The sequence below is a fragment of the Stenotrophomonas sp. 57 genome (genome assembly GCF_030291075.1).
GTDB lineage: Bacteria > Pseudomonadota > Gammaproteobacteria > Xanthomonadales > Xanthomonadaceae > Stenotrophomonas.
The window spans coordinates 1,170,770-1,185,764 of record NZ_CP127407.1; the positions used below are offsets into that span (position 1 = coordinate 1,170,770).

17 protein-coding genes are annotated in these 14,995 nt (G+C 66.2%); 6 read left to right on the forward strand and 11 right to left on the reverse strand.

The annotated features are described in order from the left end of the window. The first annotated feature begins 114 nt into the window (after nucleotides 1-114). Nucleotides 115-2,193, forward strand: a complete 2,079-nt coding sequence (locus tag QP512_RS05375) for a S9 family peptidase (RefSeq protein WP_286071235.1) — start codon at nucleotides 115-117, stop codon at nucleotides 2,191-2,193. 127 nt (nucleotides 2,194-2,320) lie between these two features. Further along, a complete protein-coding gene (locus tag QP512_RS05380) occupies nucleotides 2,321-3,565 on the forward strand; it encodes a DUF819 family protein (protein WP_286071236.1) in 1,245 nt (414 codons plus the stop codon). 143 nt (nucleotides 3,566-3,708) lie between these two features. Here the strand turns inward: QP512_RS05380 and QP512_RS05385 are convergent, their stop codons facing one another. From QP512_RS05385 to QP512_RS05405, 5 genes are read right to left on the reverse strand one after another with little or no spacing between them, the layout of a single operon-like run. Then, nucleotides 3,709-4,191, reverse strand: a complete 483-nt coding sequence (locus QP512_RS05385) for a hypothetical protein (RefSeq protein ID WP_286071237.1) — start codon at nucleotides 4,189-4,191, stop codon at nucleotides 3,709-3,711. A gap of 46 nt (nucleotides 4,192-4,237) precedes the next feature. Beyond that, on the reverse strand, nucleotides 4,238-4,498 hold the full coding sequence (minE, locus tag QP512_RS05390; RefSeq protein ID WP_005408532.1) for a cell division topological specificity factor MinE: 261 nt from the start codon (nucleotides 4,496-4,498) through the stop codon (nucleotides 4,238-4,240). 2 nt (nucleotides 4,499-4,500) lie between these two features. Next, nucleotides 4,501-5,310 carry a septum site-determining protein MinD gene (gene minD, locus QP512_RS05395; RefSeq protein ID WP_057496225.1) on the reverse strand — a complete coding sequence of 270 codons (810 nt, stop codon included), beginning with the start codon at nucleotides 5,308-5,310 and terminating at the stop codon, nucleotides 4,501-4,503. A gap of 37 nt (nucleotides 5,311-5,347) precedes the next feature. Continuing rightward, entirely contained in the window at nucleotides 5,348-6,193 is an 846-nt protein-coding gene (minC, locus tag QP512_RS05400) for a septum site-determining protein MinC (RefSeq protein WP_286071238.1), read from the reverse strand. Further along, complete coding sequence (locus QP512_RS05405) at nucleotides 6,139-6,735, reverse strand: GNAT family N-acetyltransferase (RefSeq protein WP_005408535.1); 597 nt, start codon at nucleotides 6,733-6,735, stop codon at nucleotides 6,139-6,141. Before QP512_RS05405 ends, minC begins: the two co-directional genes overlap by 55 nt. A 150-nt stretch (nucleotides 6,736-6,885) precedes the next feature. Here QP512_RS05405 and QP512_RS05410 point away from each other — a divergent pair, with 150 nt between their 5' ends. The 4 genes from QP512_RS05410 (at nucleotide 6,886) to QP512_RS05425 (ending at nucleotide 10,506) form a co-directional block, all read left to right on the forward strand. After that, nucleotides 6,886-8,082, forward strand: coding sequence for a sensor histidine kinase (locus QP512_RS05410; RefSeq protein ID WP_286071239.1), 1,197 nt, complete (start codon nucleotides 6,886-6,888; stop codon nucleotides 8,080-8,082). Beyond that, nucleotides 8,082-8,723, forward strand: a complete 642-nt coding sequence (locus QP512_RS05415; protein ID WP_005408537.1) for a response regulator transcription factor — start codon at nucleotides 8,082-8,084, stop codon at nucleotides 8,721-8,723. The genes QP512_RS05410 and QP512_RS05415 overlap by 1 nt, the downstream gene beginning before the upstream one ends. A 233-nt stretch (nucleotides 8,724-8,956) precedes the next feature. Beyond that, complete coding sequence (locus QP512_RS05420) at nucleotides 8,957-10,030, forward strand: SRPBCC family protein (RefSeq protein WP_286071240.1); 1,074 nt, start codon at nucleotides 8,957-8,959, stop codon at nucleotides 10,028-10,030. Between the two features lie 104 nt (nucleotides 10,031-10,134). Further along, on the forward strand, nucleotides 10,135-10,506 hold the full coding sequence (locus tag QP512_RS05425; protein ID WP_286071241.1) for a DUF423 domain-containing protein: 372 nt from the start codon (nucleotides 10,135-10,137) through the stop codon (nucleotides 10,504-10,506). 394 nt (nucleotides 10,507-10,900) lie between these two features. Here the strand turns inward: QP512_RS05425 and QP512_RS05430 are convergent, their stop codons facing one another. From QP512_RS05430 to QP512_RS05455, 6 genes are read right to left on the reverse strand one after another with little or no spacing between them, the layout of a single operon-like run. Continuing rightward, nucleotides 10,901-11,710 carry a M15 family metallopeptidase gene (locus tag QP512_RS05430; RefSeq protein ID WP_286071242.1) on the reverse strand — a complete coding sequence of 270 codons (810 nt, stop codon included), beginning with the start codon at nucleotides 11,708-11,710 and terminating at the stop codon, nucleotides 10,901-10,903. Between the two features lie 9 nt (nucleotides 11,711-11,719). Further along, entirely contained in the window at nucleotides 11,720-12,313 is a 594-nt protein-coding gene (locus QP512_RS05435; RefSeq protein ID WP_286071243.1) for a PH domain-containing protein, read from the reverse strand. Beyond that, nucleotides 12,310-13,599, reverse strand: coding sequence for an alpha/beta fold hydrolase (locus QP512_RS05440; protein ID WP_286071244.1), 1,290 nt, complete (start codon nucleotides 13,597-13,599; stop codon nucleotides 12,310-12,312). The genes QP512_RS05435 and QP512_RS05440 overlap by 4 nt, the downstream gene beginning before the upstream one ends. 2 nt (nucleotides 13,600-13,601) lie before the next feature. Then, on the reverse strand, nucleotides 13,602-13,781 hold the full coding sequence (locus QP512_RS05445; protein ID WP_286071245.1) for a DUF4177 domain-containing protein: 180 nt from the start codon (nucleotides 13,779-13,781) through the stop codon (nucleotides 13,602-13,604). Then, nucleotides 13,778-13,957 carry an Arc family DNA binding domain-containing protein gene (locus tag QP512_RS05450; protein WP_286071246.1) on the reverse strand — a complete coding sequence of 60 codons (180 nt, stop codon included), beginning with the start codon at nucleotides 13,955-13,957 and terminating at the stop codon, nucleotides 13,778-13,780. The genes QP512_RS05445 and QP512_RS05450 overlap by 4 nt, the downstream gene beginning before the upstream one ends. A 45-nt stretch (nucleotides 13,958-14,002) precedes the next feature. Further along, on the reverse strand, nucleotides 14,003-14,884 hold the full coding sequence (locus QP512_RS05455) for an SPFH domain-containing protein (RefSeq protein WP_286071247.1): 882 nt from the start codon (nucleotides 14,882-14,884) through the stop codon (nucleotides 14,003-14,005). Between the last annotated feature and the right edge of the window lie 111 nt (nucleotides 14,885-14,995).

Consider the following 14,995-nt stretch of genomic DNA (forward strand, 5'->3'; position numbering starts at 1 on the left):
GTTTGCTTTTTCTGGCGGTGGGACGAGCCCCCGCGGGCAGCCATGACCGATGGCCTTGGCAGCCCCGGCCGCACGGGCCTACCATCGGTTTTTTGCCGTCCTGCGGAGACCCCGATGAAACTGCGTCATGCCCTGCTGCCACTGAGCCTGCTGGCCGCCCTGCCCAGCGTTGCCGCTGCCCGTGGCCTGGAAGTCCGCGACATGGTGGCCATGGACCGCGTTTCCGCGCCGGTACTGACCGCGGACGGTGGCACCGTGGTGTTCGCCAAGCGCAGCGTGGACGCCAACCTGAAGGCCTCCACCGCGCTGTTCGCGCGCAACCTGCGCACCCGCGACGCGGCACCGCCGAAGCAGATCACCCCGGCCGGCTGGAACGTCAATTCCGCCTCGCTGTCGGCCGATGGCCAGACCGTGTATTTCCTCAGCGCCAAGAACGGCAGCCAGCAGCTGTACGCCCAGCCGCTCAGCGGTGGCACCCCGCGCCAGCTGACCGATTTCGCGGTCGACGTGGACAGCTACCACGTGTCGCCGCAGGACGACCGCGTGCTGTTCAGCGCCGGCGTGTTCCAGGCCTGCGCCTCGGACCTGGCCTGCACCGAGAAGAAGCTGAAGGACATCGCCGGCGCCAAGGCCAGCGGCAAGGTCTTCGATTCGCTGTTCGTGCGCCACTGGGATGCCTGGAACGACGGCCGCCGCAACACCCTGTTCGTGGCGCCGCTACCGGCCGCCAAGGCCGGTCCGGTCAAGGGCGCTTCGGCGCTGAGCGCCACCATCGATGGTGATGCACCGTCCAAGCCGTTCGGTGGCAATGACGATTTCGTGTGGTCGCCGGATGGCGCCAGCGTGGTGGCCAGCATCCGCGTGGCCGGCAAGCAGGAGCCGTGGTCGACCAATTTCGACCTGTACCGCTTCGACGCTGCCGGCAAGCAGGCGCCGGTGAACCTGACCGCGTCCAATCCCGCCTGGGATGCCGGCCCGGTGTTCAGTGCCGACGGCAAGACCCTGTTCTACCGTGCGATGAAGCGCCCGGGCTTCGAGGCCGACCGCTTCGGCCTGATGGCGATGGACCTGGCCAGCGGCAAGACCCGCGAGATTGCCCCGCAGTGGGACCGTTCGGCCGGTGGCATCGCCCTGTCCGCTGACGGCGCCAGCATCTACACCACCGCCGATGACCTCGGCGAGCACCCGCTGTTCCAGATCGACGTGGCCAGCGGCAAGGCCACCAAGCTGATCGGCGATGGCAGCGTTACTGCCGTGGACGTGGCCGGCAACAGCGTGGCCATCACCCGCAACAGCCTGAAGAGCAACGACCAGGTGCTGGTCGGCCTGCTCCCGGCCGCGGGCCAGCCGATCGGCGAGCTGCGCGCGCTGACCCCGGCCGCTGGCGACGTGCTGAAGGACGTGTCCTTCGGCGACTACGAGCAGTTCGAGTTCAAGGGCTGGAACAACGACACGGTGCACGGCTACGTGGTCAAGCCGCACAACTACCAGGAAGGCAAGTCCTACCCGGTCGCGTTCCTGATCCACGGCGGCCCGCAGGGCAGCTTCGGCAACGGCTGGAGCTACCGCTGGAACCCGCAGACCTACGCTGGGCAGGGCTATGCGGTGGTGATGATCGACTTCCACGGCTCCACCGGCTACGGCCAGGCCTTCACCGATGCAATCAGCCAGCACTGGGGCGACCGCCCCCTGGAAGACCTGCAGAAGGGCTGGGACGCAGCGCTGAAGAAGTATTCCTTCCTCAACGGTGACAAGGCCTGTGCGCTGGGCGCCAGCTACGGCGGCTTCATGGTCAACTGGATCGCCGGTAACTGGAACAGCCCGTTCAAGTGCCTGGTCAACCATGACGGCGTGTTCGACCAGCGCATGATGGGTTACGCCACCGAAGAACTGTGGTTCACCGAGTGGGAGCAGGGCGGTACCCCGTACCAGAAGGCGGCGAACTACGAGAAGTTCAACCCGGTCAACCACGTGGCGGACTGGAAGAAGCCGATCCTGGTGATCCACGGCCAGCAGGACTTCCGCATTCCGGTCGAGCAGGGCCTGGCTGCGTTCACCGCTGCACAGCGCCAGGGCATCGAATCGAAGTTCCTGTACTTCCCGGATGAAAACCACTGGGTGCTGAAGCCGAACAACAGCATCCTGTGGCATGACACCGTCAACGCCTGGCTGAAGCAGCACATCGGCGAATAAGCCGGTCCAGCGCCGACCCCCGGGGCGGCGCTCTGCTTGTTGTAGAGCCGAGCCATGCTCGGCTGCTCTGTGCCTCCTTTCCCGCCAACAGCAGCCGAGCATGGCTCGGCTCTACATGAGCGCATGCATGCCTTCGACTGCTCTGATCCAGAACGACATCGTCGTCTTCGGTTTGATCGCCGCCACCCTCGGCGCCGTGTTCTGGACCGCCTCGCGCGAGCAGGGCCTGTGGAAGCGCTTCTACACGTTCGTGCCGGCGCTGCTGCTGTGCTACCTGATTCCCGGCATCTACAACACCGTCGGCCTGATCGACGGGCAGAACACCAAGCTCTACAACCCGATCGCGCGCGACATCCTGCTGCCGGCGGCGCTGATCCTGCTCACCCTGGCGGTCGACATCAAGGGCATCCTGCGGCTCGGCCCGAAGCTGGTGCTGATGTACCTGGGCGCTTCGGCCAGCATCATGCTCGGTGCGGTGGTGGCCTTCCTGCTGATGCGCGCGGTGCATCCGGAAACCGTGGCCGGTGACACCTGGGCCGGCATGGCCGCGTTGGCGGGCAGCTGGATCGGTGGCGGCGCCAACATGCTGGCCATGCGTGAAGTGTTCGACGTCAACGCGACCACGTTCGGCCAGTTCGCGGTGGTCGACGTGGGTGTCGGTTACGTGTGGATGGCCGCGCTGATCTTCCTGGCCGGGCGCGCGGCGAAGATCGACGCACGCAGTGGTGCTGATACCTCGGCCATCGATGAGCTGAAGGAGCGCATTGCGCGCTTCCAGGCCGAGCACGAGCGCATTCCCAGCCTCACCGACCTGATGCTGATCGTGGCGGTGGCCTTCGGTGGCGTCGGCCTTGCACACGCGATCGGGGCGCCCCTGGCGGCATGGTTCAAGGCGAATGTCGGCTGGGCTGCGCAGTTCAGCCTGGATGCGCCGTTCGTGTGGGTGGTGGTGCTGTCGACCACGTTCGGCCTCAGTCTCAGTTTCACCCGTGCGCGCAACCTGGAAGGGGCGGGCGCGTCGCGGCTGGGTTCGCTGCTGCTGTATTTCCTCATCGCCTGCATCGGCATGCAGATGGATCTGCTGGCGCTGCTGGATCGCCCATGGTTGTTCCTGCTGGGCATCATCTGGATCAGCGTGCACATCGTGCTGCTGTGGTGCCTGGGCAAGCTGCTGAAAGTGCCGTTCTTCTACTTCGCCATCGGCTCGCAGTCGAACATCGGTGGCCCGGCCTCGGCACCGGTGGTGGCTGCGGCGTTCCATCCGGCGCTGGCACCGGTGGGCGTGCTGCTGGGCACGATGGGCTATGCGACCGGCACGTACCTGGCCTACATCGTTGGCATCACCCTGCGCGCGCTGGCCGGGCAGGGTTGATCCTGTAGCGCCGAGCCCATGCTCGGCTGCTCCTCGTCGTCACCTGCACGAATGCAAAAGCAGCCGAGCATGGGCTCGGCGCTACAGTAGAGCCACGCCATGCGCGAATGGTGCGGACCAAGGTCCGCACCCACCAGCGGCGGTTACGCCGCCTGCAGCAATCCGCGTTCGACCAGCCACGCCTTTGCGTCTTCGGCGTCCTGCTCGAACCACGCTTTCGTAGACCCCAGCCGATACGTGTACCCCCAGGCATCCATGTCGGCCATCAACCGCGCACTTCCCACACCCGGCAACCGCCCGGCCAGCACGATCTGCAGGTAGCAGGTCGCATCTTCCTCGGCCACCGAATCGGTGGCGTCGGTATGCACCTGCGCGCGCCGTTCCGGTGGCAATACGATCAGGTGGCAGGCTTCGTGCAGCATCGAATGCACGGGGGTGTCATCGCGCACATAGACATTGCTGGCGATGATGCCCGCCTCGGGCTCTCCCCAGTAGCTGCCGGGAATCGGTTCGCCTGCGGCCACATGGTGCAGGAGCAGGCCATGCGCGGCGAGCAGGCACTGGGCGTCGGCGAAGGCGATGTCGCCCACGCAGGTGATGTCCGCGGCGGTTGTCGTATCGGTCATGCAGCTCACGCAGCCCCGCCCATGCAGGCACGGGCGGGGCAGGGCATCAGGGTTTGTCCGGGCCTTCAGGCAGCGCCACGGAGATGTCCAGCACATCGTGCTGGCCATCCTTCACCAGGTCGACCTTCACCGCGTCGACGTCGATGTTCACGTACTTCTTGATCACTTCCAGCAGCTCGCGCTGCAGCAGCGGCAGGTAGTCCGGGCCACCGCGGTGGCTGCGTTCCTGCGCGATGATGATCTGCAGGCGGTTCTTCGCGGTTTCGGCGGTGGTCTTCTTCGCTTTGAGGAAATCGAACAGGCCCATGCTTACCCTCCGAACAGCTTGCTGAAGAAGCCCTTCTTCTCGACGTTGGTGAAGCGCATCGGGCGATCTTCGCCGAGGATGCGCGCGACGGCGTCGTCATAGGCCTGGCCGGCTGCGGATTCGACATCCAGGATCACCGGTTCGCCCTTGTTGGAGGCATTGAGCACGTCGCCCGATTCGGGGATCACGCCGATGGCCTTCAGGCCCAGCACTTCCTCGACGTCGGCGATGCTCAGCATTTCACCGGTTTCCACGCGCAGCGGGGTGTAGCGGGTCAGCAGCAGGAAGGCGGGCACGTTCTGGCCGGATTCGGCCTTGTGGGTCTTCGAGTCCAGCAGGCCGATGATGCGGTCGGAGTCGCGCACCGAGGACACTTCCGGGTTCACCACTACCACCGCACGGTCGGCGAAGTACATCGCCAGGAACGCACCCTTCTCGATGCCGGCCGGCGAGTCGCAGATGATGTAGTCGAAGCCGTCGGCGGCCAGGTCCTTCAGCACCTTGCCCACGCCTTCCTGGGTCAGTGCATCCTTGTCGCGGGTCTGCGAGGCGGCCAGCACGTACAGGTTGTCAAAGCGCTTGTCCTTGATCAGGGCCTGCTTGAGGGTGGCTTCGCCGTGCACGACGTTGACGAAGTCGTACACCACGCGCCGTTCGCAGCCCATGATCAGGTCGAGGTTGCGCAGGCCGACGTCGAAGTCGATCACCGCCACCTTCTTGCCGCGCCGCGCCAGGCCACAGGCCAGGCTCGCGCTGGAAGTGGTCTTGCCCACGCCGCCCTTGCCGGAGGTGACTACGATGATTTCAGCCAAAGGACTTCTCCTGGTTCTGCATTAGTTTGGGGCTGCGTCAGTCCAGCGCAGCGATCTTGATCTGGTCCTGCTCCAGCCACACCTGCACGGCCTTGCCGCGCAGGTTGTCCGGAACATCGTCCAGTACCTTGTAGTGGCCTGCAATGGCCACCAGTTCCGCATGGAAATCACGGCAGAAGATGCGTGCCGCGGTGTTGCCCTGGGCCCCTGCCAGCGCGCGGCCGCGCAGGGTGCCGTAGATATGGATGCTGCCATCGGCGATGACCTCGGCGCCGGCGCCGACGGTGGCCATCACGGTCAGGTCGCAGTTCTCCGCGTACAGCTGCTGGCCCGAACGCACGTTGCCCAGCTGCATGCGGCCCGGCTGCGGTGCGGCCGCATCGGCGACCTTGGCCACCGGTGCGGCCGGGGCTGGCTTCGGTTCGGCGCGCACGGCGCGACGCGGTTCCGGCGCGGGCGGCGGCGGGGCCGCTTCGGCCTCGGCACGTTCGTACTGGGCACGGAACTTGGCCAGCAGCGGCAGGCCGAGCTGCTGCGAGAGCAGGTCGACCGCGCTGGTGCCATAGGCCAGCGCCACCGGCAGCACGCCGGCGCTGCGCAGGCCATCGACCAGTGCCTGCGCGGTGGCCACGTCCGGCACCTGGCTCAGGCCGCCGAAATCGAGGATCACCGCCGCGCGGCCGAACAGCTTCGGCGCACGGGTCACGCGCTCGCGCATTTCCTGCACAAGGCGCTCGACATCAAGGGTACGGATGCGCAGGTTGGCGATGCCCACCTGGCCGATCTTCAGTTCACCGGCCTGTTCGTAATCGAAATTCACCGCCACGCTCAGGTCCCCGTCGGCCGCTGTGCCTGCGCCGGCAGCTGCCGGGCGCGTGTCCATGCCACATCCGGCAGCTTGCCGCCGTAGGTCTCCTGGACCCACGGGTAGCTGCACAGTTCCTTGGCCAGCATGCTGGCACGCACATCGACCTGGGCCATGGTGTTCTGGCCCAGCTCGCGGAAGCCGAAGCTGCCGTGGAAGAGCAGGGCGGCATCGGCGCCGTGGTCAAGGAACACTTCGCAGGTCATCTGCGGGTAGCGCAGCTCGGCAAAGCTCTGCGCGTCGGCATAGAAGGCACGGCCGACGCCACCGCCACGACGGCGGCTGGCGACCACGATGCGGTCGATGTAGAAGAACGGGGTGTCCAGCTGCTGCTTGAACCAGGCGAAGTTGCTGCTGTCGTGCTGGCTGTCGCTGCCGAAGCCGATCAGGAAGCCGGCCAGGTTGCCGTCGCGCTCGGCGACGCGGAAATACTCAGCGGTTTCGTAGAACAGGCGCAGGCGGGCCGCATCCAGGGGAAGGATGGCCAGGCCAGCGTTGTTGTTCAAAGCCAGGACGGAATCGAGCTCGTGCTCGCGCACGTCGCGGATGACAATCGACATTGTGACTCCGTGGGGTAACGCGGTTGGTCCATCAAGGGACCCTGCGCACGATTATTGCATGCCCGGGGTGGGCTGCGGCATGAACAGGCGACCGGGCAGGCATGACTTCCGTGGGGTGCGGTGTGCAGGCCGGGCCCGTAGAGTGCTGGCATGTTGGGAGTCCTCAGCCATACCCGCGTCCTCCGCCTGGCCGGCCTGTTCACCTGGGTCATGGTCGGTCTGCCCTTGGCGTACTCGCAGTTCGAGAACCTGCACAGCCGCGGCGACATGGGGGGCTGGGCGGTCCTGCTGTTCGTCGCCTATCTGTCCTTCGGTACCTCCTATTACTGGCTGACCCGCATCCTGCGCAGCGACAGCCACACCAGCTGGCTGGACCGCGGGCTGCTGTTGCTGCTGACGATCTCGGCGCTGGGGGTCAGCTTCCTCAGCGGTTCGGGCCTGGGCAGCATCCTGATGATGGTGGCCGCCGGGGTCATCCCGTGGATGCTGTCGGTGCGGCTGGGCGTGCTGTGGCTGCTGGTCAGCCAGCTGGCGGTGGCCCCGGTCTACTACATGCTGCTGCGCTTCCCGCTGTTCGAAGCGGTGATGCAGTCGCTGCTGTATGGCGGCTTCTCCATGTTCATCTTCGTGACAAGCCTGGTTGCCCGCCAACAGACCGAGGCGCGCGACGAACAGCGCCGGCTCAATTCAGAGCTGCGTGCCACCCGCGCCCTGCTGGCCGAGAGTGCCCGCGTCAATGAGCGCACCCGCATCTCGCGCGAACTGCATGACCTTCTGGGCCACCAGCTGACCGCGCTGACCCTGAACCTGGAAGTGGCTGGGCACCTGGCCGAAGGGCAGGCGCTGGAGCATGTGAAGCGCTCCCATGCATTGGCCAAACTGCTGCTGGGCAACGTGCGCGAGGTGGTCAGCCAGCTGCGCGAGACCGGCGCGATCGAGCTGGGCGCGGCGCTGCGCCCGCTGACCGAGAACGTCCCCTCGCTGGACATCCAGCTGGATATCGAGGACCCGCTGAACGTGGAGGACCCGCAGCGGGCCCACGTGCTGCTGCGCTGCACGCAGGAGATCATCACCAACGCGGTGCGCCATGCCGGTGCCCGCCACCTTTGGATCAAGGTGTACCGTGAAGCCCCCGACCGGGTGGTGGTGGAAGCCCGCGACGACGGCGTCGGCGCGGATATGGTCAACGTTGGCAATGGCTTGCGCGGCATGCGCGAGCGCCTGCAACAATGTGGTGGCCAGCTGCAGATCGAGACCCGTCCCGGCGAAGGCTTCCGGGTGCGCGCGACCGTACCTGCAACGGTGCTGGTGGCCGCCCTTACCAAGGTTCCTGAAGGAGTACGTTGATGATTCGCGTCTGCCTGGTCGACGACCAAACCCTGGTGCGGCAGGGAATCCGCTCCCTGCTGGCGCTCGACGACGGCATCGAGGTGGTGGCCGAAGCTGGCGACGGCCGGCAGGCGGTCGAGCTGATACCGCAGGTACGTCCCGACGTGGTCCTGATGGACATGCGCATGCCGGTGATGTCCGGACTGGAAGCGCTGCAGGTACTGTCGCGGCAGGAACAGCTGCCGCCGACCATCATCCTCACCACCTTCGACGACGACCAGCTGGTGCTGGCCGGGCTCAAGGCCGGTGCCAAAGGCTACCTGCTCAAGGACGTCACCCTGGCGCAGCTGGTCGGTGCCATCCGCACCGTGGCCGAGGGCGGCTCGCTGGTGCAGCCGGCCGTGACCCAGCGCCTGCTGTCGGGCCTGGAGCACATGCGCAACGAGTTCGTCAGCCTGGACCGCCCGGACCCGCTGACCGACCGTGAGACCGAGATCCTGCGGCTGATGGCCAGCGGCTTCTCCAACAAGGAGATCGCCAACTCGCTGGGCGTGGCCGAGGGCACGATCAAGAACCACGTGTCCAACATCCTCTCCAAGCTGGGCGTGCGCGACCGTACGCGTGCCGTGCTGAAGGCATTCGAACTCCAGTTGGTCTGAGAAAAACCGTTCTGATACAAAGGCTTGGGTGGTGGCAGGGGGTTGCGGCCAAGGTTGCCCCCTACTTGCCGGGTGGCGTATGCGTTACCCTTCGAACTCTTTGTCCATACAAATACGCAGCCGGCAGGGAAACCGGTGCGCCAATCCCGATAAACAATGCCCGCGAAGCCTGCTAGGATTGGCGCTTCGCTTCAATCAACCCGGCCGTGGGATCGGCCCCGGAGACTCTCTGAATGACCCGTATTATCGAGTTCCTGATCGCCTTGGGGATCGTGGCTGGCCTGTTCGTCATTATTGGCGTCTGTCTGCCGGGCGAGCGTCACATCACCGAAAGCATCGAGACCAACCGCAAGATGACGATCGTGTACGACACGGTCAGCAGCCTGCGCCGCTTCAAGGACTGGAACCCGCTGGTACTGCGCGATCCCGCCGTTGAACTGAAGCTGTCCGGCCCGGCCTCCGGCAAGGGCGCCACCCTCGACTTCACCTCCAAGGACCTGGGCACCGGTTCCTGGAAGATCACCGACGCCGAAGAGAACAAGCGCGTTGCGATCGCCATCGAAGATGGCACCAAGGGTCACGACAAGGTCACCACCTTCACCCTGGAGCCGACCGGCAAGGGCGGCCGCAACGTCAAGATCACCCAGGACTACTCGGTGAAGTACGGCTTCGACCTGTTCGGCCGTTACGCAGGCCTGTATGTCAGCCGCCAGATCGGCGACGACATCAAGATGGGTCTGTCGCGCATGGCCAACATGCTGGCGACCGTGCCGAACGTCGACTACCGCACCCCGGAAGCCCCGCTGACCGATCTGGGCATCGTCGATGTGCCGGCGGAAGACCTGCTGGTCGTCAACGCCGGTAACGTGGACCGCGGTCAGGACACGATCACCAAGTCCATCAAGGACAACCAGGAGTGGATCAAGCGCGTGATGGAGGCCAATGGCCTTGAAGCCGCCGGTCCGTTCCGCATCATCACCACCGACTTCGGCCAGGAGAAGTACGCCTTCGACGTCGCCCAGCCGGTGAAGAAGAAGGGTACCGAAGGTGCCACCGCTGAAGCCCTGACCGTCAAGATCGACGGCGGCGCTCCGGTGAAGTACCTGCACGTTGCTCCGCACCGTTCGGCACATGCGGCCTACACCGGCCACATGGCGGGTCTGGACGTGGCCCGCAACGGCCTGCGCGCCTGGGCCGTGACCTCGGGCAACGAAGTGATCGACCGTCCGTACGAATCCTGGAAGGACGGCATCGACAAGTCGTTCACCCCGGAAGGTACCTACGACATCTACTGGGCCGTCAAGTAAGCCTCGGCTGACCCATGTGATGTTGGACACAAAAACGCGCCGCTCATTGCGGCGCGTTTTTTTTCATCTGGCGCCCGGCAAAGGGCGCTGCGCAAGGACCCCTCATGTTCAATCTGGAACGTCGCGCACGTAAGCCTTCCCTGCTGGCCTGTGTTGGCGCGCTGCTGGCGGCCGCCTCGATCGGCCTGTCCGCCTACGCATCGCACGGCGTGGCCGACCCGCTGGCTCAGCAGCATCTGAACATGGCCGCGCTGTATGCGTTCGCGCATGGCGCGGTGCTGGCGGCGCTCGGGCCGCGCGCGCAGGGCGCGATCGCGCACCTGGCGCTGTACGTGCTGCTGCTGGGCGTGCTGCTGTTTTCCGGCAGCCTGGTGGGCGGCGCGCTGTGGCAGTGGCCGACGCGGATGGCACCGATTGGCGGCACCAGCATGATGGCCGGATGGGTGCTGCTGGCGATCAATGCATTGAGGCGGTGACTGAGTCGACGTTGCTGCTTCGATCCATGCTGATGCGATCTGCACCGTTCATGGGCGTTACTTTTCTTTTCGCGCGAAAAGAAAAGCAACCAAAAGAAACGCGCCGCCGGCCGCGAGCCGGTGCTGCGCACCGGTCCCCCGCGCTTCTCGGCCCGTCGAGGGACGGTGCGGGAACTCGCTGCGCTCAGACACCCGCACCTCTTCGCCCTCGCCGGACCTGCGGTGCTCGGCTCGCTTGAAGGCGGACCCAACAGCCGCGCGCTGATCCGTTATAGAGGCTTCGAGCGAAGCGACCGGCTTCTGTCTTTGCCTTCTTGTTCCATCTCGTGGTGGGCGCGCGCGCAATCCGCCCGGAAAGCTCCATGAAGTTCGCCTTGCGGCTGCCACGAGGGGCTCAGCTGGTGGCCGGCTTCCAGCACCAGTGCCACGGTTCGTAGACGATCCCGTGCGGATTCTCGCGGGGGTAGCTCAGATGGAAGCCATGTCCGCTGGCATTCGCCTGCAGCCACGCGAACGCGTCGGTGGCTTCGAACGATTCCTCGGCCGGCGCATCGCCCGGTGTTCCGATGTCCAGCGCGTAGCCGCTGTGATGTTCACTGAAGCCCGGCGCCGCATTGACCTTCAGGATCTCCGCCACGCTCAGACCGCGCGCGCGCTTCCGTTCGAAAATGCCCAGTTGGTAGGCGTGGCTGCGGAAGCCGGAGATGGCATCCAGTGCGATGCCATCCCGCGCTGCGTGCAGGCGCATGCGTCGCCAGCCCTGTGCGGGGTCGCGGCGCAGCCAAAGGGGGCGGGCGAAACGATCACGGCCGGCGAAGTGCAGCAGGCAGGGTTCGGGTTCGAGCGGCAGGCCACTGTCGTCGGCGTAACGCTGCGGGTCCAGGCCGAGCTGCTGCAGGCGCTGCTGCAGCCCGGCCAATGGCAGCCATTGATCTTCCAGCGACGCGGCGAACGGCCGTGCATTCCGCGCATCCAGCAGCGCCAGAGCGTCCTCGACACCGGGCTCGCGCGGCAGGCGCGGCACCAGCGAATGCACGCCGCGCGTCAGCACCGCTGCCAGGTAGCGGCCATCACGCTTGCGCCGCAGCACCCATTGCGCCTGTGCCAGCAGGCGCGCATCGGCATTGCTGCGTGCGCGCAGCAGATCGGCGGGCCACAGCTCGATGGCTTCGGTATTGATCAGCAGGGGCGGGCGTCGTTGCATCGCCTCAGCTTACTGCTGTGGTGCCGGTGCGGCCACCTTGCGCAGTGCCTCCAGCAGCGCCTGTGGCCGGTCCAGGCTGAGCAGCAGCGCGCTGCCATCGCGTACCGGCAGCACCAGGACGCGGCTGCGGTCGGTGACCAGGGCAAAGCCCTTGCCGCCGCCCAGCAGGCGGAAGTGGCCGGAATGGAAGCCGGGCATCGAATAACCGTTGGTCTTGAAGCGGATGCCATAGCGCCGGTCGCGGCCGAGGTCGACCACCTCGGCCTGGTCCAGTCGCAGCTGCGCCACCGGCACGCGCCGTCGGTACATCGTTGAACGGACGTCCAGCACGTCGCCATCGAACTCCACCCGGCGCCGGAAGAAGGCCAGGCCCAGCCCGATACCGAGCGCGGCGATCATCACCAGGCTCCATGCCGCGCTGCCGCCCATGCGGAACCACGGCGGCGACAGGGTCACTTCCATCCACGGCGCGTTGTCGCGGGCGGTGTGCAGCTGCGCGTAGACGCTGATGGCGAAGGCCAGCAGCAGCGGCAGGACCACCCACAGGACGCGGAACGGCGAGCTCTCCGCCACGTCGAAGCGCTTCGGGTCGCTGCCGCTCATCGCTGCGCCTTGATCCAGGTGGCCACGTCATTGATCAGCGTCGCATCGACATGGCCCGGTTGCGCGTATTCCTGCAGCGAGCTGGGGCCGCTGCCGGCAATGCCGATGTGGTTGAGCGCCGGATAGGCCTGCCACTGCACGTCGCTGCGGCCGGCCAGCGCCTTCTGCCACAGCACCCAGTCGGCATCGGGTACCTGGAAATCGCGGCCGCCGTGCAGCATCAGCAGTGGTTTGTGCAGGGCCTGTGCATCGGCCCGTGCGTTGACCGCCTCCACGCTCTTCCAGAACGATTGAGGAACGCCCAGTGGCAGTTCGCCCGCTGGCGCCGGTGTATCACTGCGTGCTGCGGCGATCTGGGCGTCAAGGCGGTCGAGGAAGGCCTGCTCGGGCGCACTGATGCTGCCGTCCAGTGCCATCAGGTAGCGGTTCTGTTCCGGCAGCAGTTCCAGCAGGGTGCGTGCCGGTGCGGCCCACAGGATCGCGCCGCGCGCCTGCGGCCAGCGGCTGGCGATGCGCGGGGCGAGCATGCCGCCCTGGCTGTGGCCCATCACGAACACGCGCTTGCGGTCGACGCGCGGGTCGGCGGCCAGGCTGGCCAGTGCAGCCTCCGCATCCAGCGTGGTCTCGTCATCGACGGTAAAGCGGTCATTGGCGAAATCCTGCGGGCGGGCGAAGGTGCGCTTGTCATAGCGCAGCACGGCGATGCCCTGGGCTGCCAGGCCGCGCGCCACATCGAGGAACGGGCGGCTGCCACCGATCGTCTCATCGCGATCCTGCGGACCCGAGCCATGCACAAGCACGACCGCCGGGAACGGGCCTTTCCCCTTCGCCAGCGCCAGGGTGCCGGGCAGGGCGCCGCGTGTCTGCGGCACGCTGAAATCCACTTCGCTGTAGTCGGCATCGGCCGGTGGCGGGGGTGCCTTGTCGGCTGCAGCGGGCCGCAGCATCAGTCCGGCCACCTTGTCCTGCGCATCCACCGCCACCTGTGCAACGACGCGGCCGCTGGCGAACTGCAGCGGCACCACCACCAGGTGCATGCCCTGCTGCGTACTGACTTCGGGGGCACCTCGCTGCTGCAGGTCACCCAGTGACTTCCACAGCGCGCCCAGCTTGTCGGCGGGAACGGCCTCGGCCATCTGCGTGGTCAGCATCGCCTCTGCATCGGCGATCTGGCCGGCCTGCAGGTGGTCAAGCAGCCGATTGGCCACCTGTTCTGGTTCAGCGGCGAAGGCCGGGGCAGTGAGCAGAGCCAGTGACAACATGAGCAGTCTGCGACGACGGGACATGGCTACTGCTCCTTCTTGAAGACCAGCATGGCCGGGCGCATCGGCGCCGGAATGATGATGTTGACCAGTTCCCAGCCCAGCATTCCCTGTCGGGTCAGTTCACTCTGGATGTCCTCGGCCTTGAGGACGCCCATCATCGAGGTCTTCACTTCAATCGTCTGGTAACTCCAGCGCGTGCTCATTCCTTGTTCTCCGGCGATGGCGTGGGTTTTGGCAGGCGTCCTGCCTTGCGCAGTGCGTCGCGCAGCACGTATTCGATCTGCGCGTTGAGGCTGCGCAGTTCGTCGTCAGCCCAGCGCTGTGCCGCGGCCAGGACCTCGGCGTTGATGCGCAGCGGATAGGCTTTCTTCTCACTCATGAAAACTCCTGGCGGGGCGGTGGGGCGCCCCGTTGCGAGGGTGGTTCAGTACAGCGAACCGGCGTTGACGATCGGCTGGGTGCCGCGGTCCGAGCACAGCACGGTCAGCAGGTTGCTGACCATGTGCGCCTTGCGTTCCTCGTCCAGCTCCACCACGCCGTTCTTCTGCAGTTCGGCCAGGGCCATTTCGACCATGCCGACCGCACCGGCCACGATGCGCGTGCGCGCGGCGATCACGGCGTTGGCCTGTTGGCGCTGCAGCATGGCCTGCGCGATCTCGGCGGCGTAGGCAAGGTGGCTGATGCGCGCGTCGATCACCTGCACGCCGGCATCGGCCAGGCGTTCGGCCAGCTCGTTCTTCAGGTGCTGGGAGATCTCGCTGGCGTGGCTGCGCAGTGCCAGCTGGCCATCCTCGTGCTGGTCGTAGGGATAGCTGGTGGCCATCGCGCGCAGTGCCGATTCGGACTGGATGTGCACGAAGCTCTCGTAGTCGTCCACGTTGTAGACCGCTTCGGAGGCGTCGACCACCTGCCAGACGATCACTGCGGCGATCTCGATCGGGCTGCCGTCCAGCTCGTTCACCTTCAGCTTGCCACTTTCGAAGTTGCGCACGCGCTGGCTGACCCGGCGCTTGGCATAGAAGGGGTTGTTCCAGCGCAGGCCGTTGTCCTTGACCGTGCCCACGTACTTGCCGAACAGGCTCAGCACGGCGGCCTGGTTGGGCTGGATGGTGTACAGGCCGGCCAGGATGAACACCGCAGCGACGATGACCAGCACGCCGGCCAGCATCAGCAGCAGGTTGGGTGAGCCGGTGCTGGCCTTGGCCGCCACCCCCAGCACGAACAGCGCGCCGCCGGCCAGCGCGGCCAGCAGGGATCCGGCCAGGGTGCCGAGGCCGTTGAGGGAGGCAAGCGACTTCTCTTTCATGGCGGTACGTCCTTGAGGGTTCGAGTTGAAGATATCAAAGTGATATCACTTGTCGACTACCGTTCGTCGGATGCCATGGCCGGGGTGCCCGGCCAGCTAGAATGCCCACCC